This window comes from Paraburkholderia sp. BL27I4N3, from assembly GCF_003386115.1.
In the GTDB taxonomy this organism is placed as follows: Bacteria; Pseudomonadota; Gammaproteobacteria; order Burkholderiales; family Burkholderiaceae; genus Paraburkholderia.
Map to the genome: position 1 here is coordinate 7,813,486 of NZ_QREJ01000001.1, position 20,323 is coordinate 7,833,808.

At 61.6% G+C, this 20,323-nt stretch carries 21 protein-coding genes; 12 read left to right on the plus strand and 9 right to left on the minus strand.

Annotated features, from left to right (window positions below; translation table 11 throughout):
- Positions 1–11: 11 nt before the first annotated feature.
- From B0G71_RS35420 to B0G71_RS35450, 7 genes are all read left to right on the plus strand, one after another.
- Positions 12–1,313 (plus strand): flippase, encoded by a 1,302-nt coding sequence (locus tag B0G71_RS35420; protein WP_258875730.1) that lies wholly within the window; start codon positions 12–14, stop codon positions 1,311–1,313.
- Positions 1,313–2,137, plus strand: coding sequence for a glycosyltransferase family 25 protein (locus tag B0G71_RS35425; protein WP_258875797.1), 825 nt, complete (start codon positions 1,313–1,315; stop codon positions 2,135–2,137). Before B0G71_RS35420 ends, B0G71_RS35425 begins: the two co-directional genes overlap by 1 nt.
- A 196-nt stretch (positions 2,138–2,333) precedes the next feature.
- A complete protein-coding gene (locus B0G71_RS35430) occupies positions 2,334–3,437 on the plus strand; it encodes a hypothetical protein (RefSeq protein ID WP_404935437.1) in 1,104 nt (367 codons plus the stop codon).
- Positions 3,430–4,584: a glycosyltransferase family 4 protein gene (locus tag B0G71_RS35435; protein WP_116147794.1), complete on the plus strand. Its 1,155-nt coding sequence runs from the start codon at positions 3,430–3,432 to the stop codon at positions 4,582–4,584. Before B0G71_RS35430 ends, B0G71_RS35435 begins: the two co-directional genes overlap by 8 nt.
- A gap of 110 nt (positions 4,585–4,694) precedes the next feature.
- The gene (locus tag B0G71_RS35440; protein ID WP_241974898.1) at positions 4,695–5,396 is read left to right on the plus strand and encodes a heparin lyase I family protein; all 702 of its coding nucleotides are present in this window, start codon (positions 4,695–4,697) and stop codon (positions 5,394–5,396) included.
- A gap of 60 nt (positions 5,397–5,456) precedes the next feature.
- On the plus strand, positions 5,457–6,191 hold the full coding sequence (locus B0G71_RS35445; RefSeq protein ID WP_181916883.1) for a WecB/TagA/CpsF family glycosyltransferase: 735 nt from the start codon (positions 5,457–5,459) through the stop codon (positions 6,189–6,191).
- A gap of 44 nt (positions 6,192–6,235) precedes the next feature.
- Positions 6,236–6,655 carry a serine O-acetyltransferase gene (locus B0G71_RS35450; RefSeq protein WP_116147799.1) on the plus strand — a complete coding sequence of 140 codons (420 nt, stop codon included), beginning with the start codon at positions 6,236–6,238 and terminating at the stop codon, positions 6,653–6,655.
- Positions 6,656–6,668: 13 nt separating this feature from the next.
- Here the strand turns inward: B0G71_RS35450 and B0G71_RS35455 are convergent, their stop codons facing one another.
- From B0G71_RS35455 to B0G71_RS35465, 3 genes are all read right to left on the minus strand, one after another.
- Complete coding sequence (locus tag B0G71_RS35455; RefSeq protein WP_116147801.1) at positions 6,669–7,289, minus strand: LysE family translocator; 621 nt, start codon at positions 7,287–7,289, stop codon at positions 6,669–6,671.
- 112 nt (positions 7,290–7,401) lie between these two features.
- The gene (locus B0G71_RS35460; protein WP_106282557.1) at positions 7,402–7,941 is read right to left on the minus strand and encodes a hypothetical protein; all 540 of its coding nucleotides are present in this window, start codon (positions 7,939–7,941) and stop codon (positions 7,402–7,404) included.
- A 229-nt stretch (positions 7,942–8,170) separates the two neighbouring features.
- Positions 8,171–8,812 (minus strand): YigZ family protein, encoded by a 642-nt coding sequence (locus B0G71_RS35465; protein WP_116147803.1) that lies wholly within the window; start codon positions 8,810–8,812, stop codon positions 8,171–8,173.
- A 234-nt stretch (positions 8,813–9,046) separates the two neighbouring features.
- On the opposite strand from B0G71_RS35465, the gene B0G71_RS35470 reads away from it, so the two are divergent.
- Positions 9,047–9,673: a LysE family translocator gene (locus tag B0G71_RS35470; RefSeq protein ID WP_116147805.1), complete on the plus strand. Its 627-nt coding sequence runs from the start codon at positions 9,047–9,049 to the stop codon at positions 9,671–9,673.
- Positions 9,674–9,724: 51 nt separating this feature from the next.
- Here the strand turns inward: B0G71_RS35470 and B0G71_RS35475 are convergent, their stop codons facing one another.
- Positions 9,725–10,093: a hypothetical protein gene (locus tag B0G71_RS35475; protein ID WP_116122021.1), complete on the minus strand. Its 369-nt coding sequence runs from the start codon at positions 10,091–10,093 to the stop codon at positions 9,725–9,727.
- Between the two features lie 315 nt (positions 10,094–10,408).
- On the opposite strand from B0G71_RS35475, the gene B0G71_RS35480 reads away from it, so the two are divergent.
- Complete coding sequence (locus B0G71_RS35480) at positions 10,409–11,047, plus strand: 2-hydroxychromene-2-carboxylate isomerase (RefSeq protein WP_116147807.1); 639 nt, start codon at positions 10,409–10,411, stop codon at positions 11,045–11,047.
- 38 nt (positions 11,048–11,085) lie between these two features.
- On the opposite strand, the gene B0G71_RS35485 is transcribed toward B0G71_RS35480, so the two are convergent.
- Positions 11,086–11,343, minus strand: coding sequence for a DUF2866 domain-containing protein (locus B0G71_RS35485; RefSeq protein WP_106282460.1), 258 nt, complete (start codon positions 11,341–11,343; stop codon positions 11,086–11,088).
- A 273-nt stretch (positions 11,344–11,616) separates the two neighbouring features.
- On the opposite strand from B0G71_RS35485, the gene B0G71_RS35490 reads away from it, so the two are divergent.
- Entirely contained in the window at positions 11,617–12,732 is a 1,116-nt protein-coding gene (locus B0G71_RS35490; protein ID WP_116147809.1) for a diguanylate cyclase, read from the plus strand.
- A 57-nt stretch (positions 12,733–12,789) separates the two neighbouring features.
- On the opposite strand, the gene B0G71_RS35495 is transcribed toward B0G71_RS35490, so the two are convergent.
- The 4 genes from B0G71_RS35495 to B0G71_RS41100 all read right to left on the minus strand — a co-directional run bounded on the left by B0G71_RS35495 (position 12,790) and on the right by B0G71_RS41100 (position 17,376).
- Positions 12,790–14,523 carry a penicillin-binding protein 2 gene (locus B0G71_RS35495; protein ID WP_116147811.1) on the minus strand — a complete coding sequence of 578 codons (1,734 nt, stop codon included), beginning with the start codon at positions 14,521–14,523 and terminating at the stop codon, positions 12,790–12,792.
- A gap of 25 nt (positions 14,524–14,548) precedes the next feature.
- Positions 14,549–14,692: a hypothetical protein gene (locus B0G71_RS42260; protein ID WP_258875732.1), complete on the minus strand. Its 144-nt coding sequence runs from the start codon at positions 14,690–14,692 to the stop codon at positions 14,549–14,551.
- A gap of 567 nt (positions 14,693–15,259) precedes the next feature.
- On the minus strand, positions 15,260–16,801 hold the full coding sequence (locus tag B0G71_RS35505; RefSeq protein WP_116147814.1) for a methyl-accepting chemotaxis protein: 1,542 nt from the start codon (positions 16,799–16,801) through the stop codon (positions 15,260–15,262).
- A gap of 122 nt (positions 16,802–16,923) precedes the next feature.
- Positions 16,924–17,376 (minus strand): hypothetical protein, encoded by a 453-nt coding sequence (locus B0G71_RS41100; protein WP_147308740.1) that lies wholly within the window; start codon positions 17,374–17,376, stop codon positions 16,924–16,926.
- Positions 17,377–17,405: 29 nt separating this feature from the next.
- Between B0G71_RS41100 and aepX the strand changes: the two genes are divergently transcribed.
- Positions 17,406–19,139 carry a phosphoenolpyruvate mutase gene (gene aepX, locus B0G71_RS35510; protein ID WP_116147816.1) on the plus strand — a complete coding sequence of 578 codons (1,734 nt, stop codon included), beginning with the start codon at positions 17,406–17,408 and terminating at the stop codon, positions 19,137–19,139.
- Positions 19,136–20,299, plus strand: coding sequence for a phosphonopyruvate decarboxylase (gene aepY / locus B0G71_RS35515; protein WP_116147818.1), 1,164 nt, complete (start codon positions 19,136–19,138; stop codon positions 20,297–20,299). The genes aepX and aepY overlap by 4 nt, the downstream gene beginning before the upstream one ends.
- Positions 20,300–20,323: the final 24 nt, after the last annotated feature.

Genomic DNA, 20,323 nt, shown 5'->3' on the forward strand with positions numbered 1-20,323 from the left:
TGGAGCCGTTCGTGAGTGATCGGGGAACTACGGGCAGCATGCCGATGCTGAAGACGCCGCGTATGCGCACGAACTTCGTGGCGATGATGGTCTGGCAGATCGGTAACTATCTCGTGCCGCTTGCGTCCTTTCCCTATCTGACGCGGGTGCTTGGGGCGGCGCATTTTGGCATGCTCGGCTATGCGACGGCGATTGCCACATACGGCATGCTCGTGACCGAATGGGGATTTTTTCTCAGCGGTCCCAAAGCGGTGGTCGAGCGCCGGGGGCATCCGGAGCGGCTGAACGAACTTGTATGGTCGACGATGGCCGCGAAAGCGTGTCTGTGTGTGATCGCGTTTGCCGTGCTGCTGGTCGTTGCGCACTTCGATCGCAAGTTGGCTTCGGTGTTTCCCGTGGTGCTCGCAGCCTGGCCGATGGTCATCGGCAATGTCTTTACATTGAACTGGCTATTGCAAGGGCTGGAGCGTTTCTCAGTCTTTGCGACAGTAGCATTGGCTGGCCGCTTTGCGGCTTTACCGCTGACCTTCGTCTTCGTGCGTCACAGCGACGATGTCGCTTTCGCAGCCGGAATCCAGGCAGGGGCGGCGGTTTTTACCGGCGTCTTCTCGCTGGTTGCGGCACGGCGCCTGGACGTGTTGCGACGCCCTTCCGTTTCGGTGCGCTCGGTCATGCAGCGCATCAAGGAAAGTGCCGACATGTTCGTCTCCTCGGCGTCCGTAAGTCTTTTCGGCGTGACGAACGCGGTCATCCTCGCTTCAATGACCACGCCCTATCAGGTGGGCATCTATACGGCCGCCGACAAGCTCAAGACCGTGGCCAACATGGTACCCGCTCAAATCAACACGGTTTGCTATCCGCGTATCACTTCGTTGTTCGGTGCGCAGCCCAGGTCCGCCGCCCGGCTGACGGTATTTGGCGCGCTCGCCACCGTGTTGGCCACGCTTGGCGGACTGGTCTTTGTCGGCCGCGTTTCGGCACCGCTCACTACGTTGGTATTGGGCGGCGGCTACGCAGGTGCCGCGTCGCTCCTGAATATGCTTTGCCTTGCGACCGTCTTCGGCAATCTGGCTTATTTCCTCGGATTGCAAGTACTGGTGCCGTTCGGCAACGCTCGTATCCGGTCGTTGTTGATGCTGGCAGCAGGTGTGCTGAACGTCGTGTTGGCGATCGTTCTGACGCCGCGCTTCGGCGCCCAGGGGGCGGCGATATCGCTGCTTGTCGCAGAAGCGGTGTTGCTGGTCGTCTACGTGTCGATGATCTTGAGCAAGCCGGCTTTGCGCCACCACTTTACGCAATTGTTGAATCGATGATGGAAAGTCTGGCACCCATTCACGTCATATCTCTGCCTCGCTCGGGACGCCGCGACGCGATCGCAGCATTGTTGTCCGACCGTGGCGTCGAGTTTCATATCGAGGACGCGGTCGACGGGCGTTTGCTCACGCATAGCGAACTGAATGCCGTCTACGACGACGCCGCGGCTCGCCGCCGCTACGGACGTTCGCTGACTAGTGCGGAGGTGGCGTGCTTCATGAGCCATCGGTCGGTGTGGCGAAAGGTCGTGGACACCGGCCGCGCCGCCGTGATTCTCGAAGACGACGCGATTCTCGAACCGGCTTTTTTTGAACGTGTGTTGCATGCCGACGAGTCCGAGTTGTCGGCTGTCGCCGACATTGTGCTGCTGGGACGATCGAAGCTGCGTCGCGCCGCGTCATCCTGGACCTACTTTAATGAACCGCTCAGGTGGCGCGCGAGCGTTGGCGGACTGCGGGTCGGCTTTCCGTTCAAACAATGGACATCTGGGTCTGTGGGCTACTGGATATCCGCGCAGGCTGCTCGGCAGGCGCTTACCTACAGTGAAGGCCCACTCGGAGCATTGCTCGACGACTGGCCGTGGCATCGGGACGAGGGCGGCGCTCGCGTCGCGGAATTGCGCCCCTATGCTGTGTGGGAAGACTTCGAGCGGCTATCGAGCAGTATCGAGCAGGAACGTAAGGCGCGTATAAAGCCGCGTGCGTCGTTGCACATCGCAGCGCTCTGGCCTCTTCGTCTCCTGCGCACAACGGTTCGCTGGAGCCTGGTTGCATTGCAGCGGCTTTCATCTGGGAGCGATGTGGTGAGAGCACGTCATGAGTAAAACCGCAGTTGCGAGGCGGATGAGCGATTCGACAGCGCAGAAGTCGGCGCGTCAGTGTTCAACCTCAATCACCTGGGCGATATTCGCCGGCGGTCTCGCGCTGTCGCCTTTTGCGGATTTCCTGTCGGTCAGGGCCGCGCATGGATTCGACGCTGCGGGTGGGAACGCTCGTTACTCGCTGCTCGTGCGCGGAACCATGGTAGCCGGACTGCTGTTGCTTCTATTGGCGAGTGGACGGATCCGGCTGTCGAGTTGGCGCACGGCGCTTCTGGCGATGGTGGCGATCACCGCCTCGGCCGCGACATATGCGTTTGGCGATATGTCGAGTGCGGAGTTCGCGCAGCAGGCGGTTTTCGTCCTGAAGGTGTTCTCCTTCTTTGTTTGTCTCGCGGTCCTATCGGGAATGAGCGACAGGCAGCTTGAGAAACTCGAACCAATCATACGGCTCACGCTATTGGCATATGCGGCGGCGATCGTGGCTGGCGCGGTATTTTCGATCGACCTGTTTCGCAGCTACTGGGCCGATACGCAGATCCGGTCTGGCTACAAAGGTATCGTGTACGCGCAGAACGAAGCGTCCGCACTCATGATCGTGGGCCTGGCTTATGGACTGATGAGGGTGTTGAAATTCGGCTGGTCGGCATGGAACGGCGTACTGGTAGGAAGCATCGTGCTGGCTTCGTGCCTTGTCGGTACGAAAGCCGCAATGGCCGGAACCGTTGCGATGATCTGCTCGTACTTCTATTGCCGGCATAACGTGCCGCAAGCCACCGTGCGTGCGTTGGCCCTTCTTGGGCTGCTGGCCGGCTTGGCGGCGGCTGCCTATCTGTCATTGCCGGGCGTGCAAAGCGCCGTCGATCTCAGCTTTCAATATTTCATGTATCAGCATGACCACGTGAACAGTGGTGGGGCACTCACGATGGTCTTGTCCGGGCGGGATGTCAAGTTTTCCAACGTGTGGGACGAAGTCGCGAAGGATGGCTATCTTCCACTGCTCACCGGTGGCTATCCGGTGGTGCGATATCTGGTCGAAATTGACGTGCCCGATCTTGTGTTGGCAATGGGATTACCCGTTTGTGTCTTTTACCTGTGGGACATAAAGAAGGCGTTTGTCTGCGGTGAAGGTGGGGCTGAGTCGCGCTTTGGCAAGTGGTTCTTTGTCGTTCTCATGGCGACCGCGTGCACGGCGGGGCACATCCTCGTCTCAGCAATTGTGAGTCCGTATCTGGCCATGATCGCCGTGCTTATCAAGCGTGCTGCGGACAATCGCGCTCTTATAGAAGGGGCACACGATGAGTAAGCGCGGAAGCAAAGAGTCGCAAGCAGCTCACGACGCACCGCCGTTACGCGTACTGCACGTGGGGCCGGGACAAGGTCAGCGAGGCGGCATTGCGTCCGTTCTCGCGGAACTTGCTGCACAACGTGCGAGTTTCCAGCGCGCGGGTGTAGCGGTAGCCATCTTCGAAACGCATGGTTTCCAGAGCGCGAAATCGCTGTTGTGCTTTCCGCTGTTCGATATTCCGCGCTTTCTATTCGCGCTGTTCATGGGTACCGACCTGATTCATTTCCATGTGTCGGTTCGCGGATCGTTCTATCGAAAGTTCACGCTGTATCTTCTCGCACGGCTTTTGCGTAAGAAAACGATTTTTCATCTTCATGCGGGTAACTTCCAGAATTTCTACGCCGGCGGTGGGTCGCTGACTCGCAAGGCGGTGTGTGGCTTCGTGCGCGGAGCGGACGCCGCGGTGGCTGTTTCTTCGGCAGTCGCGGCAGGACTTCGAGGCGGTCAAGGCATTGCGAGAAATCTTTATGTGATCGGCAACACGGCATATAGCGCCGAAGCGGCGGTAGCTGCGGCTTTGCGCGAGGCTCCCGACGCGAAGGCCGCAGACAAGAATCCATATATCGCGTTTGCAGGCAGATTCACAGAGGGCAAGGGGCTCGACGAATTGCTGCGTGCGGCGGCGCTGCTCAAACGGCAAGGCCTGACGATACAACTGAGACTGGCCGGAGCTGGCAATACGGATAGATGGACGCGCGCAGCGATCGAATATGGCGTGCGCGACCAGGTCAGCTTTGTCGGGTGGCTGCAGGGTGACGCCAAGCTCGCATTCTATCGCGATGCCGCATTGTTTTGCATGCCGAGCCATTTCGAAGCATTCGGGATTTCCACGCTCGAGGCAATGTTTATCGGTCGACCTGTAGTCGGCACGCGCATTGGCGGTTTTCTGGACCTGGTGGAGGAGGGCGTGACTGGTTATCTTGTCCCATGCGGGGACGTGGCCGAGCTCGCGGAAAGAATCCGGCGCCTCGTGGAAAGTCCCGAACTCGCGCACACGATGGGGCGGCATGGCGTCGCAAGAGCCTTGAGTCGCTATTCCGTCGAGGCAGTCGTCAGGCAGTATGTTCACTGCTATAGAAATGTGAGCGAATCCAAAGGAGGTTGAGTGATATGAAGTGTAGCCCGATACGTCGCTGGACGCTGACTTGCATTTTAGGAACCCTATCTAGTATTGCCGTCGCGCAAGATACGAACGTTAGCTGGACCGATCCACAAATGACTGCGCTCGCGAGCACGTACGACAAGCTGTTCTCGACAGAGTGGAGCGGCGGTATTGATGCGGGCATCGGCGTGCAGGCGAATCCGGGTGATATCGCGGTGGTCGATGATCCAGTAATAGCCGGACGAAAAGCCGTACGTGTTCACATGAGCCGAGCCGAAGACTTTTCAAAGATCGCGAACGGTGTTCCCCGAGCAGAGCTGATTTTTCCCAAGGCGGTGAACTTTGCGCAGGGACCTGACTATCTGCTGAGGTGGAGTACGTTCATACCCGCCGGATTCGCCTTCGATAACAAACAGGCGGTCATTGTTACTCAGGTGCACCAGGGCGAACGGACGGGCGGTCCGACAATCGCTTTGAGTCTGCAGGGCAATCGGTATGCCATCTCCGAGCGCGGCGGGGCGAATACTTCGACCGTTTCCGCGGGCAAATGGCTGTGCTGCGCCGACGCGGACCGGGGCAAGTGGGTGAACTGGTCGCTGCGCTACATCGCCGACGATTCCGGTCACCATGCTTCGACTCAATTGTGGAAAGACGGGCATTCGGTGTTTGCATCGCAGGGAATACCGAATGCCTATCCCGGTGTTCAGGATGCCTACCTGAAGATGGGACTGTACAAGTCGGGGTGGAAGAGTTCTGCTTCCGACGTCAGCGACATTACCTTGTTCTTTGGATCGGTTTCCGTATCGAAGAAATGAAGGCACATCTGCGGCGAGCGATTCGCGGGCGGATGCGAACGAACATAGAGAATGGTTGGTATGAAGCGTATTGAAGTATTCGGATGTCCAATGGACGCGGCGACAATGGATGAAACGGTCGCCGAGATTTCAACTCGCATTGCTGCGAAGCAGTTCACTCAGCACGTTGCGGTCAATGTCGCAAAGCTTGTGCACATGCAGGCAGACACGGAACTTGCGAGGTCGGTCCGTTGCTGCGACATGATCAGCATTGATGGAATGGGCGTCGTGTGGGCTGCCCGGGTGCTGGGTCATGCCGTACCGGAACGCGTCGCGGGTGTCGATCTATTCGACAAGCTGCTAGCGGAAGCGGCGAGACTAAAGTTTCCCGTCTATCTGCTAGGAGCAACCGACGAAGTCGTGGAACGCGTGGCCGTGCTATGCGCAGACACGTATCCCGGTCTAAGAATCGCGGGCTACCACCACGGTTATTTCGGCGACGATCACCAACCCGTGGTCGACCGGATCCGCGAGTCCGGTGCACGGTTGCTGTTCGTAGCCATCACATCACCCACCAAAGAAAATTTTATTAACCGCTGGCGAGAATCGCTCGGCGTCGACTTCGTGATGGGCGTTGGCGGGACCTTCGACGTGGTAGCCGGGAAAGTCAGCCGTGCGCCTCGCTGGATGCAAACGGCAGGTTTGGAGTGGTTCTTTCGTGTTCTGCAAGAACCGCGTCGTATGTGGCGCCGCTATCTGGTCACGAACAGCAAGTTCGCGCTTATGTTGGGTAAGGCGCTGTTCGTTCCACGTTAGCAGGGACGGCCGACCGCACCGGCTGTATAAGAAGGAAGTTCTTCATGTTGTACATCTATCGCATCGCGCATTTGCTTCATCGATTGCGCGTGCCCTTTCTGCCATGGGCGCTGAAGGTTTTTAACCGAGTGGTGTTTTCCGTATCGCTGCCGCCGTCGGTGACAGTTGGGCGCAACGTGGTTTTCGGTTATCAGGGGCTTGGTATCGTCGTGCACCGGCAAGCCGTGCTCGGTGACAATATTGTGATCTCGCCGAACGTTGTGATTGGGGGCCGTGGCCAGCCCGGTGCGCCCGTGATCGGCGACAACGTTTTGATCGGCGCGGGCGCGTGCATACTGGGGCCGGTGACGATTGGGCGCAACGTGAAGATCGGTGCAAATGCCGTGGTCACGTTCGATGTGCCGCCAGACGTAACCGTAGTGGGCGTGCCCGCGCGAATCGTCCAGCCGCGGCGAAGCGTCTGAATTTCGGAGTCCCTCACCCCCGCCTCACCATCAAAAACCCCACCCCAATCGCCGCCAGAAAACCCCCGCAGCACCGATTAAACCACCGCCTTACTCTCGCACGCACTAACCACTTCCCGAGATACATTCCCGCCCACGAATACAGCGCGATAGCGAACCACTCCAACACCAGAAAACTCGCTCCTAGCACTGCAAACTGCGGCAACATCGGCTTGGCAATATCGACAAACTGCGGCAAGAACGCGGTGAACACCAGAATAGCCTTCGGATTTCCGGCAGCGACGAGGAACTCTCTGCGTGCGACCCGCTTAAGCGAGGCATCTTCCTGCGGCGTCGTGTCGATGGTGGGCGCATCGCTGCGCCACAATTGAATGGCCAACCAGATCAGATAACCAGCGCCCGCCAGTTTGATCGCGAGGAAGAACCACTCCGACGCGTGCAACACGACGGCGAGACCGGTTGCGGCGAGCGCGAGCATCACCACGAATGCAACCAGACGCCCCGTGCCGCCGACAAACGCGGTCATGAATCCATGACGCGCCGCCACGTTGATGGACAGCAGATTATTAGGCCCGGGCGCGAGATTGATCGCGAAGCAGGCGGGCAGAAAGAACAGCCAGGCGGTGACGGACATGACGGCTCGCACGTAGAAAGAACGCAGTTGCGACGGGCCGCGCGCGAGACGGCGCGCGCGACACCCTTGTGCGATTGTAGCGAAGCTGGTGAGGCCGATGTCGAGGGTGCGCTTAATTCACCGCTTTGACAAACCCCGGATCGTCGATCAATGCGTCGACGCTCAGCTTGACCGTGTCTTCAATGGCGATGGTGCTGCTGGTAAACTTCGGCGATTTTTGCTTGACCGTCTTGGTGGTTGAGAACACAACCTTCTGGGTTGCGGCGTCGGTCACCACGTAGCGCATTTTCAATGTCCAGAACGCTGGCGAGCGCGTGTCGTCCACCGTGAATTTCTCGATGCTGCCGCTGAGGACCCGCTTGCCCCCGTCGAGATGAAAACCGGCGATCCGCAGGCTCTTTACAATGCCATTGCGCACGGTTTCATTGATGTCGTTCTTGAGCACGATGCCCGTCATCGCCGTGTTTTCGATGCGGTTCGGCGAAACTTGTCCGTCGCGAGCGGGCACGTAGGCGAAGTCACTTGCGGGCGCGACGCTGAGCCAGCCGGTCGGATGCGCCACCGCGCGTGCCGAGGTATTCAGGCCGAACCACGACCACGAGCAGGCGGAGAGCATCAACGGCAGCGCGAGCGTGCCGCATCCCTTGAGCACGGTCGAAGTCAACGGTGAACGCGTGGCATCGAGCGACTGCGGCACAGACGCGCTCCGATGCGGCGACTCAGGCGCTATGCTGGAAAAAGCGGCGGTCGAGGTCAGAGGAGTTACCCTATTAAATTGAGTCGTTCCGGGGAAGAAACAACATGGTAACAGCGGCTTGCACTCTGGCATCTCTTAATCGGGGCGCGCTCGGCCTCCCTTAAGGACGAGGCACACCGCGCCGTCAGAAGAAGCCGGCTTTTCCCTGAGTCATATCCACCAACGCTCGCTGCGCATCATCCACCGCGTTGATGGGCAAACGAATCGTCATTTTCACCAGCATCGCGTAGGCGCTGTCCACGAGCGCGTAGCCTTCGGCGTCGATCCATCGACGCACTTTCGCCTCGTCGGCGTAACTGACCTCGACGGTCAGCAAAACCTGCGCAATACGCTCGACACGCGGCGCATCCAGCAGCGCCGAAGCGATCGCATCGGTATACGCTCGCACGAGACCGCCTGCGCCGAGCTTCACGCCGCCGTAGTAGCGCACGACGGCGGCCAGCACGCCGTCCAGGTCGTGATGTCGCAGCACTTCGAGAATCGGCCGGCCGGCGGTGCCGGAGGGCTCGCCGTCGTCGGACATGCCGGACTGGCCGCCAGCCAGCAGCGCCCAGCAGACATGCGTCGCGGCAGGATGCTCGTCGCGCAGGCGCCGCAATTCGGCCATCGCGGCGTCGCGGTCGGCAACCGGTATCGCGTACGCAATAAATCGGCTTTTGCGTATATCGAGTTCCGCGCTCAACGCCGCGGGCAGGGTGTAAGTGGGCAAGGCAAGGAGTTCGTTAGATAAAAAAATACGGGCCGCACGCGGCGTCGCGCCTGCCATGGTAACGGACCAGCCTCCACTGACGGACTATCTCGGGGACGACTCTGCAAGACCCGTGCGCCCGTTTGCGGCGTGCATTGTGCCGGCCGCTCGCCGCGCGTTTGTCGTGTAAGTGATAGCAATGCACCGGACGGCAGGCACGGCGCGCGCGTATCAGAAATCACCCGTTCGTCTACAATCTTCCGCTGAACGCGCGCCTGTTCGCTGCAACCGGCGCGACACCAGGGAGACGACATGCTTGATCTATCCACGCTAGGGACTTTCGTTGCCGTTGTACTCGGGCTCTTTCTGATTCCCGGTCCGGCTGTGCTGCTGGTGTTGACGCGCACCGTGCATGGCGGCCGCAAGGCCGGCATTCTCACCGGCCTCGGTATTGCGGTTGGCGATTTCATTCATACGCTGGGCGCATCGGTCGGCCTGTCGGCGCTGCTAATGACTTCGGCGCTGGCCTTCAACGCGGTTAAGTTCGTCGGCGCCGCCTACCTGGTGTATCTGGGCGTTCGCGCATTGCGCGAAAAACAGGCAAGCGCTCATATGCCGGCCGTCGCGCCGGTGTCGGCCGCGAAAGCCTTCTTTCAGGCCATTCCCGCCGAAGTATTGAATCCCAAGACCGCGCTGTTTTTTCTCGCGTTTCTGCCGCAGTTCGTTCGTCCCGAACACGGTTCCACGTTTGTGCAGTTCACCACGCTCGGGCTGATTTTTGTCGGCATGAGCGCGCTCTATACGACGTTGATCGTGTTGACAATTCGTCCGCTGGGCAAATTCGTCAAGCGTCTGAAGTGGCTGACGCGCTGGCAGAACAAGATCATCGGCGTGCTGTTCATTTCGCTCGGCCTGCGCGTGGCCACCCAAACGCGCTGATCGAACGGCGCGGCTTCGCTTAACCGCCGCGGCAGCGAGGTCGCGTTTGCACTAGATATTGCGGCGCTGTCGCCTGAGACGGCCTTCGCGCGCGTAGTCCATCTGGCCTTCGGTGCGAACCGCAAGCCTTTCCTGTTCGGCGCGGCTCATTTGCCGCGTGTCGTCGATCTCGCCGACCCGGAGCACTTCCTGGGCGATCCTGATACGCAGTGTCATCAACGGTTCGCCACGCTCGACCAGCGTGCGGTCCGCGGCGCGCGCCTGCTGGACGCCGCCGTCGATCAGATTGCGCAGTTCCAGCAGCGTGAGCCGCTGCCGCTGGATTTCGAGGATGAGCCGCTGGACGGCCTGCTCGTCGCGCGTGCGCCACCAGGCGCGCAGTTCGGCGAGCGTGGGAGGTTCAAAGGGTGGAAGGCGCATTGCTCAGAAGAAAAGTACTGTATATATGTACAGTATATCCCGTCTTTTTACGGAAACGCGTAGCGCGCGTACCTAGGTTTACCGTTGCTGCGGAAGAGGGTGCGAATCGCTCAGGACAGCGCGAGCATGATTGACGTGGAAACCACGATGATGAAAAGACACGCGGCGGTGAGAATGTCGTAGGGGTACTTCATCATGTTATGAGCATCTGACGTTGCGGTGTGAAGGGCCATCATAGGGACACGCGCTCTGTCCGACTGTTAAGCTTTGCAAGACATGAGCGCGGTCCGGTTACGAATGACTGGAGGGCAAAAGATGAACGAATCAGCAACGCGCGTGCCCACGCAAGTACCGGAAATCGATTTCTGGTTCGACTTCGGCAGCAACTACAGCTACCTCAGCGTCATGCGCATCGAAGCGGAGGCCGCTGCGCGAGGCGTGCGGATTCGCTGGCGTCCGTTCCTGTTGGGGCCGGTGTTTCGCGATCTCGGTTTCGACAATTCGCCGTTCGTGCTTCAGAAGGAAAAGGGTGCGTATGTGTGGAAGGACATGGAACGGCAATGCCGCAAATACGGCATCGCCCTGAAGCGTCCCTCCACGTTCCCGCGCGCCGCGCTTCTTGCAATGCGCGTGGCGCTGCTCGGCGCGCAGCGCGAATGGATCGCCACTTACTGCCGCAAGATCATGCAACTGAACTTCGCGTATGACCGCGATATCGGTTCGATGGAAGTGGTGAGCGAAGCGCTCGATGAACTGGGTTTGCCGGCGGCGGAGATCATCGCCGAAGCGCAAAGCGACGCGAACAAACTACGCTTGCGTGAACAAACCGCGGCGGCCGCGGCTCGTGGCATTTTTGGCGCGCCGACGTTTTTTGTCGGCGATGAAATGTTCTGGGGCAACGACCGGCTGGAGGATGCGTTGGACCACTGCGCATCGATCGCCGCGCGCGGCTAGGGCGTCGAATGCGCCGCGCGTGATCGGCGCGCTGCTGGTTATTCGTTGCCGTCCTGGCAAAAACGGCGGCCCGGCACGTGCGAGACAACAGCTTGAGCGATCTCGAGCGGCGTACTCTCGGCGGGCACCACGCGGTGGCTTGATTCGGGCGTGTGCTTCATGGTCCATTCGACGAGCCGGTATGAGCGACCCCAAGGATGCTGCAGCGGGTCCGAGACCTTGCATGAGTGAATCTGGCTGACCCAGTCGTTGCCGGGCATGGCGCGCAGATGCTCGAATACCGTGTCTTCAACCATGGTCTGACTCCTTCTTCGCGGGCCTGCAGCCCATCTTCTGGCGCGTCGTCGACACCCCGGGGAAAAAGCGCCGCCGGTGCTCTGGCGGCTTCAACAGGGGATGTTGTGCCTCATGGTTGCAGCAAAGAATTAAGCCAGACTTAAGAAGGCAAAAAGCGGACCGCGTAAAAGCGTAGTCGCGCGATCGGACCCTCAAGACCCGGCAAGATCCGCCGTTATTACAGCGATTGGGGTCGCCAACCCCGCTTCGCCTTCGGGGCCGCCCCAGATAACGTGACGAACCTTGCCCAAACGCCGCTTTCCGAGCGCCTTCGTTCGCTCGTCGATACCGTGCAGCACAACGAGCGCACGTTGCGGCGCTTCCAGAACGTCGAACTGCGTTTGATCGGTGCTCAGGATTTCGCATCGTTTCTCGACACGCTGTTCACTCAATTGCCGCGGGAATTTTCGCTGGCGGGCGTGACGCTCTGGCTCGACGACCGCGCGCCCATGCTGCGCGAACTGCTCGAGCCGGCCGCCTTGCGCGCACTCGATCAGTCGAAGCTGCTGGTCTCGCGCGAAGGTGGCCTTGCCGCGCAAGGTTTGTGCGAAGCGGGCCGGCCGTGGCTCGGCAAGCTGCACGGCATGGGCGATTCGGCGCGGCGTGCATTCTTCGGCGACGGCGCGGTCCCCGCGAGCGCAATCGTTTTGCCGCTTGCCGTGGGCGATGCCGCGAGCGGCTATCTCTGTCTCGGCAGCGACGACCCGGCGCGTTTCGCCGAAGGCATGGCCACCGACATTCTGGAGCGCTTCGCGAGCATCGTGACAGCGAGCCTCGACAACGTCGCGCATCGCGAGCGGCTCAAGCAACTGGGCATGACCGATTCATTGACGGGCCTCGCCAATCGCCGCTATTTCGACGAGCGGATGCGCGAGGAGATCATGCGCGCCTGTCGCTACGGCGTGCCGGTGGCGTGTCTGTTCATCGATATCGACAGTTTCAAGCGCATCAACGACACCTATGGCCACCAGACCGGCGACCGCGCGCTGGCGGCTGTGGCGGCCTGTGTACGGCAACAGGTGCGCCTCGGCGATACCGTGGCGCGTTATGGCGGCGAAGAATTCACCGCGCTGCTGCAAGGCGACCGGGCCGACGCGCTTACCGTCGCCGAGCGTGTGCGGCTGGCGGTCGAACGGCTGGCTTTGCAGGACGATCATGGCGAGCGCATCGTCCTGACGGTGTCGATCGGTGTGGCGGCGCGCACGATCAGCGGCACGCCGACCGACGCGGCCAAACTGGGCGGCACGATGATAGAAGATGCCGATCGCGCGATGTATCAGGCCAAACGCAACGGCCGCAATCGCATCGAGGCGCTGGCAGCAGCGGGCGATGCGCAGATGGCACGTTGATCTGAGGCGCTGACGCTCGCGCCTCCGTCGTTCCCCGCATGCCGCCGAAGCTCTCGTTCAAGTACCCGGCGCATCCGGCGGCACACCCAGCAACTGCAGCGCTCCGCCCGTTACGCCGCTGAACACCGGGCCGGCCACCGTCCCGCCATAAAACGCCTTGCCCGCCGGATCGTCGATCATCACCGCAACGATCAGCCGCGGGTCGCTCATCGGCGCCATGCCGACGAACAGCGCGCGATAGCGGTTTTTCGCGTAAGTCGCGCCGACCTGTTTGCGCGCCGTGCCGGTCTTGCCGCCGATCCGGTAGCCCTCCACGGTCGCCGCGCGGCCTGTGCCACCCACACCGGTTGCCATTTCCAGCATCGAGCGGATGGCGCGCGCGGTGGCCGGCGTCGTGACCGCGTGGCCCTTGTCGTCGGATGGCGCGGCCGCGCCCGCTCCGTTGCGCAACAGACTTGCGCGATGCATGGTGCCGTCGCCGGCATAGGCCGTGTACACCTGCGCCATTTGCAGCAGCGAGGTGGACAGCCCGTAGCCATACGCCATGGTCGCCTGTTCGATCGGACGCCAGCGTTTGTATGGACGCACCTTGCCGGATGCCACGCCCGGAAACGTCAGTTCCGGGCGCAAACCGAGCCCGTATTCCTGATACTTGGTCCAGATCTTTTCGGCCGGCAGATTCAACGCGAGCTTGGCGAGCGCGATGTTGCTCGACTTCTGCACGGCTTCGGCGACGGTCATCACGCCATGATTCGAGGTGTCGTGGATCACGGCCGGCCCGATCTTGTACCAGCCTGGCGCGGTATCGATCATACTCTGCGGCCGCACCTTGCCCTCGTCGATCGAGAGCGCGACGACCACCGGCTTGATCGTCGAACCCGGCTCGAAGGTATCGACCACCGCGCGGTTACGTAACTGGCGGCCGGTCAGGCGGGCGCGGTCGTTCGGATCGAAGCTCGGATAGTTGGCGAGCGCGAGGATCTCGCCGTTGCGCGCGTCGAGCACCACCACGCTGCCGGCTTCGGCGTGATGTTTGGCAATCGCTTCCTTGAGTTGCGCATAAGCGAGTTGCTGGATCCGTCGGTCGATCGTCAGGTGGATGGTATCGCCGTTCTGCGCGGGCACGAGCGGCCGCGTCTCGGACACCACGCGCCCCAGCCGGTCGCGGATCACTTCGCGCTGGCCGGGCACGCCGAGCAGTTGTTCGTTGGCGGCGAGTTCGACGCCTTCCTGGCCGTTGTCCTCGATGTCCGTGAAACCGACCACGTGCGCCGCCGATTCGCCTTCGGGATAAAAGCGCTTCGAATCGGCGATCTGCGTGATGCCGGCGAGGCCCAATTTCGACAGATGTCCGGCGGTCTCGGCATCCACCTGACGCTTGAGCAGCACGAAGGTCTTGTCGCCGTTCAGACGCCGGCGCAGTTCCGCGAGCGGCAGATCGAGCAGCTTCGAGAGCGGCGCGACAGCCGCTTCGTCGATCAGCTTAGGCGAAGCCCAGATCTCGTAGGTTGCGAGGCTGACGGCGAGCATCGAGCCATTGCGGTCGACAATTCGCCCGCGCGTCGCGTCGAGTTCGATGGTGCGCTGGTAGCGCTTTTGCCCTTGATCGACGTAGAAGTCCTGGTTCACCACCTGCACCCAGAACGCGCGTCCCGCGAGCGAGGCGAACGCGCCGAACACCAGCAGGACGATGAATTTCGAACGCCACATCGGCAGGCGCGCGGCCAGCAGCGGGTGCTTCGCGACGGGCGCGTAGGGATCGTGCGACTGCGATTTCTTCTTCTGGATCATTGGATGCGCATAACGAACAGCTCGATTAACTTGCGCCGCCCGAATCGGCGGCGGTGAATACCTTGAGTTGCCAGCGGAAACGCGCGGCTGGCATGCGCATCGTGAAACCGCTTGCTAGCACCACGAGCGACACCGGTTCCGGCGCCACGCCGCAGGCTTGCAAAGTCACATACACGACGCCGGCGCTGGGCGATGCTCGCGTACAACTCCTGACGCAAAACACCAGCGGCATCTGGTTGCACAGCACGTCGCGCAGCACACACGCCGGCGGTCGCGCCGGCCAGCACGACAATGGCGGGGCTTGCGTCCAACGCGGCGGCCACGTCGCAGCCGATCGCGCCGATCGCGCCGATCGTGTCGACCGTGACGAAGAGCCTTTGCCAGTTGCGCAGCCACCTCGCGCACGCCGCGGCTATCGACGCCGCTCCGATTGTAATGAGAACGTAATCTGGATGCGAGATCCACGCAAGAGGATAGTGACCGAGCCGAACGTCGCGCACCGTGCCGCCGCCGAGCGCGGTGACAGTGCCGACCAGGCGCAAACCGACGCTAGACTGGGGCGCGCGCGGCCATAAAAAAACCGCGCGGACTTGAAAAATCCGCGCGGCTGTTTCGTTCGATTAATGCGTCGACTCCGACGCGGCGTGTTAAAGAGGCGCTCCCTGCCTGTCGAGCGCCTTCTTTTTTTGCTGCTCCTGCTGTTTCCGCTGCTCGTGTCAGGCGGTGCAAAAAACGCTCAGGCCGGCAGCGCGAAGCTCGAAATCGCTTCGCGCAGCACACCCACCTGATCCTTCAAGGAATGCGCCGCAGCGGCGGCCTCTTCGACCAGCGCCGCGTTCTGCTGCGTGACCTGATCCATTTCGCCGACCGCGCGATTGACCTGCTCGATGCCCGCGCTCTGTTCGCGCGAGGCGTTGCTGATCTCCTCGAGAATCTCGTTCACGCGGCGCACCGACTGCACGATCTCGCCCATCGTCGACCCGGCGTTGGCGACCAGCGACGCGCCGGATTCCACGGTAGTCGTCGACGTTTCGATCAACGCCTTGATTTCCTTCGCCGCCGTGGCCGAACGTTGCGCGAGGCTGCGCACTTCGGCGGCGACCACCGCGAAGCCGCGTCCCTGTTCGCCCGCGCGGGCCGCTTCGACGGCGGCGTTGAGGGCCAGGATGTTGGTCTGGAAAGCGATGCCGTCGATCACGCCAATGATGTCGCCGATCTGCCGCGAGCTGGTGGTGATCTCGCCCATCGTGCGCACCACGTCGTCGACCACGCGGCTGCCGCGCGTGGCGACGTCCGCGGCCTGGCCGGCGAGGTGCGCGGCCTGCAGCGCGCTGTCCGCGTTCTGCTTCACGTTGACCGTCATCTGGTCCATGCTCGACGCCGTCTCGACGAGCGCGGCGGCCTGTTCTTCCGTGCGCTGCGACAGGTCCGTGTTGCCGGCGGCGATTTCGGTCGCGCCGATATTGATGTTCTCCGTGCCGAGACGCACGCGCGACACCGTTTCGACGAGACCGGCCTGCATCGTCTGGAGCGCGTGCAACAGGCTGCCGGTGTTGTCCGACTGAACCGGCACGCGCGTGGCCAGATCGCCGCGCGCCATCAACTGCGCGTGTTCGACGGCCACTTCGAGGTCGCCGCCGAGCATGCGGCGAATACTGCGCAGCACCAGCAACATGACGACGGTGGCGATCGCGCCGAGCGCGACGGTAATGACGAGCCAGCGCAGCAGATTCGCGTAGAACGCGCGTTGCACGTCGTCCATGTACATGCCGGTGACGATATACCAGTCCCACGGCGCGAAGTGCCGCGAGAAGCTGGTCTTGGCCACGGGTTTGTCGCTGCCCGGCTTGGCCCACAGGTAGTCGACGAAGCCGCCGCCGTCGCGATTGCCCGCATTGACGATATCGACGAACAGATGGTTGCCCGCCGGATCGGTGAATTGCGTCAGGTCCTTGCCGACCATCTGCGGCTTGAACGGATGCATCAGCATGACGGGCTGCGAATTGTTGACGGAGATGTAGCCGTCCGTGCCGTAACGCATCGCCTTTAGGGAATCGAGCGCCTGCTTTCTGGCTTCCTCGTCCGTGATGGTGTGCTGCTGCGCGAGCGTGTAGTAGCGCTCGACGATGTGGTCGGCCTGGTCGATCAGCGATTTCAACTGATCGCGGCGGTCGGCGATCATGGAGGCACGGTTTTGCCATGCGCCGAAGCCGCCGATCAGGATCAGGCCGATCCAGAGGACGGCGATCATCGAGGTCAGTTTTTTGTTCAGGGTCATAGCGGTTTCTGCTTTCGCACAGTGGTCGGTCAGGGATTGGATTCGCTTGCGGCGAGTGGCTTGTCGCTGACTGTGTTTACGGCGCGGCGACAGAAGCTGCGCAGGGCAGGGGAAACCCGCTGTCAGGTATTTTTATTCGTCTGACTAAAAGGACTTTTTATCATCGCGAGGGCGGCTTTATGCTGCATTGCACTGGCTGATTTATTTGATGCCGACTCAATCGGGTTTCCCCACCATTGCGGGTGGGAAAATGGCAGTGTTGGCGAATCGATAATAAGAGTTAAAACCTTCCGTAAATAAAATACGGATACTAAAACCTCGGTATCGCCACAACCGCGTGATGACAAAAACGAACGGACACGCCGTCCGTCGAAGCGTGGTCGTGCGGTTGGGGCAGAATTCCACAAAACGCCAATAAAATCCAAGCAACTTCTCGCATTTGCGGATTGCAAAAAACGACACATTTTTCCACTTATCCGCAAATGAAGAAAACCGCAGTCACGGAAAAGACGAATAAATAAAAATTCCGCTATAGTCGCCGTTTTCCAGACGCCAGCCGGGCAATAGAAGAGCATTGATAAGCCCGCCACCAGGAGTACATAAAATGAACGCCCGCGAACCCGCTTTCGTGTCTGTTTCCCGTAGCGCGCGCCTGCGCCAGATGCTCGTCAGCAACGAACTCGAATTCATGATGGAGGCCCATAACGGCCTGTCCGCCCGCATTGTTCGCGAAGCCGGCTTCAAGGCCATCTGGGGTTCGGGCCTCGCGATCTCCGCGCAATACGGCGTGCGCGACAACAACGAAGCAAGCTGGACGCAAGTGGTCGACACGCTCGAATTCATGGCCGACGCCAGCGATCTGCCGATCCTGCTCGACGGCGATACCGGCTACGGCAACTTCAACAATGTGCGCCGCCTCGTGCGCAAGCTCGAACAGCGCGGCATTGCCGGTGTGTGTATCGAAGACAAGCAATTCCCCAAGACCAACAGCTTCATCAACGGCGAAGCGCAGCCGCTCGCCGATATGGACGAGTTCTGCGGCAAGATCAAGGCGGGTAAAGACTCGCAGTCCGATGAGAATTTTTCGATCGTCGCGCGGGTGGAAGCGCTGATTGCCGGCTGGGGCATGGATGAAGCGCTGCGTCGCGCGGAAGCGTATCGTCGGGCCGGCGCGGACGCGATCCTGATTCACAGCAAGCTGTCGCGTCCCGACGAAATTCTCGAATTCGCGCGCGAATGGGCTGGCCGCGGTCCGCTCGTGATCGTGCCGACCAAGTACTACAGCACGCCGACCGAAGTGTTCCGCGAAGCCGGCATCAGCACGGTGATCTGGGCGAACCATCTGATTCGCGCGGCGACATCGGCCATGCAGGCCGTCGCCAAGGAAATCCATTCGAGCGAAACGCTCGTCAATGTGGAAGACAGCATTGCCGCCGTCAACGAAATCTTCCGCCTGCAAGACGCCGACGAATACTCGGAAGCCGAGGATCGCTACCTGTCGAGCGGCCGTGCCGCCGGTTCCGCGGTTGTGCTCGCGGCGAGCCGCGGCAAGGGCCTCGAAGCCGTGACCGAAGACCGTCCGAAAGTGATGCTGCCGATCGCCGGCAAGCCGCTCTTGCGCTGGCTCGTCGATGCGTTCAAAAAGCAGGGCGTGAACAACATTACCGTGGTCGGCGGTTATCGCGCCGATGCGATCGACACGGCGGGCATCAAGCTCGTCGTCAATGAACAACACGCGCAAACCGGCGAACTCGCGTCGCTCGCCTGCGCGATCGATAAACTCGCGGGCGACACGGTGGTCTCGTACGGCGATCTGCTGTTCCGCAGCTACATCTTGCGCGATCTCGTGGAGAGCGAAGCGGCGTTCAGCGTGGTGGTCGATTCGTCGCTGACCGACGCGGAAAACGCCAGCGTGCGTGACTTCGCCTGGTGTTCGGCCGCCGACGATCGCGGTTTGTTCGGCAACAAGGTCGTGCTGCGTCACGTGTCGAGCGGGCAGGATGCATCCTCGGCGATCGCGTCGCAAACACCGCATGGCCGCTGGGTTGGTTTGCTGAATGTGCGCGGTGAAGGCCGCGAGCGTTTGCAGGCGGTGATGAGCCAGTTACAGGCGCGCGCGGATTTCGCGTCGCTCGACATGCCGGCGTTGCTGAACGCGCTGATCGAAGCGGGCGAGTCGATTGAAGTGCAATACGTGCACGGCCACTGGCGCGGCGTGAACGACCTCGAAGACTTCCGCCGTGCGGGCGATTTCGCGCACGCGCAGGCGCCGTTCGCGACCGCGGTTGGCGCAGCCGGCAAAGATGCGACGGACGCAGCCAGCGGAGCCGCGCAATGATCGAGGCAGCACAGTTCGTCGAGGCGGCGCGCGAGCGCGGCTTCGACTGGTATGCGGGCGTGCCGTGCTCGTATCTGACGCCGTTCATCAACTACGTGTTGCAGGACGAATCGTTGCATTACGTGTCGGCGGCCAATGAAGGCGACGCCGTCGCGTTGATCGCGGGCGTCACGCTCGGCGCGCAAAGCGGCCGGCGCGGCATCACCATGATGCAGAACTCCGGGCTCGGCAACGCCGTGAGCCCGTTGACCTCGCTCACGTGGACCTTCCGTCTGCCGCAATTGCTGATCGTCACGTGGCGCGGCCAGCCCGGTGTCGCCGACGAACCGCAGCACGCGCTGATGGGTCCGGTTACACCCGCGATGCTCGAGACGATGGAGATTCCCTGGGAAACCTTCCCGACGGAAGCCGACGCAATCGGCCCGGCGCTCGATCGCGCCATCGCGCATATGGATGAAACCGGCCGCCCGTACGCGCTTGTGATGCAGAAGGGCAGCGTGGCGCCGTACGAATTGAAGGACAACGGTGCGAGCGAGCGCCGCGCGCCTGTCACGCCGCAATCGCGGTTCACGAATGTGCCGGCGAGCGAACTGGCTTCGCGTCACGACGCGCTGAGTAAGGTGATCGCGCACACGCCGCTCGAATCGACGGTGGTGCTCGCGTCGACCGGCTTTTGCGGGCGCGAGCTCTATGCGATCGACGACCGTGCGAACCAGTTGTACATGGTCGGCTCAATGGGTTGCGTGACGCCGTTCGCGCTGGGTCTTGCGTTGTCGCGTCCCGACCTGCACGTGGTCGCGCTCGACGGCGACGGCGCCGCGCTGATGCGCATGGGCGCGTTCGCCACCATCGGCGCGTACGGCCCGTCGAATCTCACGCACGTGCTGCTCGATAACGGCGCGCACGATTCGACCGGCGGCCAGGCGACGGTCTCGTCGCAAGTTTCGTTTGCGGGCGTGGCGGCGGCGTGCGGCTATGCGTCCGCGGTCGAAAGCGACGACGTGAATGTGCTCGACGACCTGTTCGAAGCCGCGCCGCTCGACGGCCCGCGCTTCGTGCGTCTGGCCATTCGCCGCGGCACACCCGACGGGCTGCCGCGTCCCACCATCACGCCGCCCGATGTGAAGACGCGTCTGATGCGCCACATCGGCGCCGCTTGAAGTCAACCTCGAGTCAAACTCGAT

Excerpts from the sequence above, each read along its gene's own strand:
- B0G71_RS35425 (WP_258875797.1), top strand. The coding sequence starts at position 1,313 with ATGGAAAGTCTGGCACCCATTCACGTCATATCTCTGCCTCGCTCGGGA.
- B0G71_RS35430 (WP_404935437.1), top strand. The coding sequence starts at position 2,334 with ATGGTAGCCGGACTGCTGTTGCTTCTATTGGCGAGTGGACGGATCCGG.
- B0G71_RS35435 (WP_116147794.1), top strand. The coding sequence starts at position 3,430 with ATGAGTAAGCGCGGAAGCAAAGAGTCGCAAGCAGCTCACGACGCACCG.
- B0G71_RS35440 (WP_241974898.1), top strand. The coding sequence starts at position 4,695 with ATGACTGCGCTCGCGAGCACGTACGACAAGCTGTTCTCGACAGAGTGG.
- B0G71_RS35445 (WP_181916883.1), top strand. The coding sequence starts at position 5,457 with ATGAAGCGTATTGAAGTATTCGGATGTCCAATGGACGCGGCGACAATG.
- B0G71_RS35450 (WP_116147799.1), top strand. The coding sequence starts at position 6,236 with ATGTTGTACATCTATCGCATCGCGCATTTGCTTCATCGATTGCGCGTG.
- B0G71_RS35455 (WP_116147801.1), bottom strand. The coding sequence starts at position 7,289 with ATGTCCGTCACCGCCTGGCTGTTCTTTCTGCCCGCCTGCTTCGCGATC.
- B0G71_RS35465 (WP_116147803.1), bottom strand. The coding sequence starts at position 8,812 with ATGGCAGGCGCGACGCCGCGTGCGGCCCGTATTTTTTTATCTAACGAA.
- B0G71_RS35470 (WP_116147805.1), top strand. The coding sequence starts at position 9,047 with ATGCTTGATCTATCCACGCTAGGGACTTTCGTTGCCGTTGTACTCGGG.
- B0G71_RS35475 (WP_116122021.1), bottom strand. The coding sequence starts at position 10,093 with ATGCGCCTTCCACCCTTTGAACCTCCCACGCTCGCCGAACTGCGCGCC.
- B0G71_RS35480 (WP_116147807.1), top strand. The coding sequence starts at position 10,409 with ATGAACGAATCAGCAACGCGCGTGCCCACGCAAGTACCGGAAATCGAT.
- B0G71_RS35485 (WP_106282460.1), bottom strand. The coding sequence starts at position 11,343 with ATGGTTGAAGACACGGTATTCGAGCATCTGCGCGCCATGCCCGGCAAC.
- B0G71_RS35495 (WP_116147811.1), bottom strand. The coding sequence starts at position 14,523 with ATGATCCAGAAGAAGAAATCGCAGTCGCACGATCCCTACGCGCCCGTC.
- B0G71_RS35505 (WP_116147814.1), bottom strand. The coding sequence starts at position 16,801 with ATGACCCTGAACAAAAAACTGACCTCGATGATCGCCGTCCTCTGGATC.
- B0G71_RS41100 (WP_147308740.1), bottom strand. The coding sequence starts at position 17,376 with ATGCTCTTCTATTGCCCGGCTGGCGTCTGGAAAACGGCGACTATAGCG.
- aepX (WP_116147816.1), top strand. The coding sequence starts at position 17,406 with ATGAACGCCCGCGAACCCGCTTTCGTGTCTGTTTCCCGTAGCGCGCGC.
- aepY (WP_116147818.1), top strand. The coding sequence starts at position 19,136 with ATGATCGAGGCAGCACAGTTCGTCGAGGCGGCGCGCGAGCGCGGCTTC.